The following is a 1357-nucleotide window of genomic DNA, read 5'->3' on the forward strand; positions in this document are numbered from 1 at the left end:
TCATGTAGTTGGAAGATTTATGTTAAGGATGGCCTGGTAACCTGGGAAACCCAGCAAACTGATTATCCTCGTACGCGCCCTGACCTTCCTAACCACGAGCCACGCGGCTGTCCTCGTGGTGCGAGTTATTCCTGGTACATCTATAGTGCAAACCGCTTGAAGTACCCAAAGGTACGTAAAGCTCTATTGAAGCTATGGCGCGAAGCTAAAGCCCAGCATAGTGACCCGGTTAAAGCTTGGGAATCGATTGTTAACGATCCGGCAAAAGCTAAATCCTACAAAGAAAAACGTGGTATGGGCGGCTTGGTTCGTTCTGACTGGAAAGAAGTTAATGAGCTGATTGCTGCTTCTAACGTTTACACTGCTAAGAAATATGGTCCTGACCGTATTACCGGCTTCTCGCCAATTCCTGCGATGTCGATGGTTTCTTATGCGGCAGGTGCTCGTTACTTATCCTTGATCGGTGGTAACTGCCTAAGCTTCTATGACTGGTACTGTGATTTGCCACCAGCATCTCCTCAGATTTGGGGTGAGCAGACTGACGTACCAGAATCTGCAGACTGGTATAACTCTGGCTACATCATTGCTTGGGGTTCTAACGTTCCACAAACGCGTACACCTGATGCTCACTTCTTCACTGAAGTTCGCTATAAGGGTACTAAGACTGTATCCGTTACACCTGACTACTCAGAAGTTGCGAAGTTGACCGATGAGTGGATTCACGCGAAGCAAGGTACTGACTCAGCAGTAGCGATGGCAATGGGCCACGTTATTCTGAAAGAGTTTCACGTAGATAAGCCAAGTGCTTACTTCACTGAATACGTGCGTACCAAGACTGATTTCCCTTACTTGGTTATGTTAGAAGAGTCTGATCAAGGCTTACAGCAAGGTCGCTTCCTAAGAGCCTCTGATCTCGATGGTAACTTGGGTCAAGAAAACAACCCTGAGTGGAAGACGATTGCAGTTAACGATGCGAGCAATGAGTTGGTTTCACCTACCGGTTCAATAGGTTATCGCTGGGGTGAAAAAGGTAAGTGGAATATTGATCAGCTAGACGGTAATACCGGCGAAGAGATCAAATTAGGCTTATCACTAAAAGATAGTGCAGACGAAGTGGTTGAAGTTTCCTTCCCTTACTTCGGTGGACAAGAGCACGAATACGGTTATTTTGATCATACTGATCACGATGCGAATCAACTACGTAAAGTACCTGCTAAGAAAATTAAGTTAGCAGATGGTAGTGAGAAGTTGGTTGCAACTGTATTTGACCTGACTCTTGCAAACTACGGTGTTGAGCACGGTTTAAACTGTGCAAATTCAGCATCAAGTTTTGACGAAGACAAGCCATACACGCCAG

At 45.8% G+C, this 1357-nt stretch carries 1 protein-coding gene; it reads left to right on the top strand.

All coding sequences use genetic code 11. From position 1 onward, the window contains the following. Positions 1–1357: molybdopterin-dependent oxidoreductase (locus A3729_RS05815; protein WP_156497709.1), on the top strand; the 1357-nt coding region annotated here is incomplete at both ends.

The sequence above is a fragment of the Oleiphilus sp. HI0043 genome, assembly GCF_001634935.1.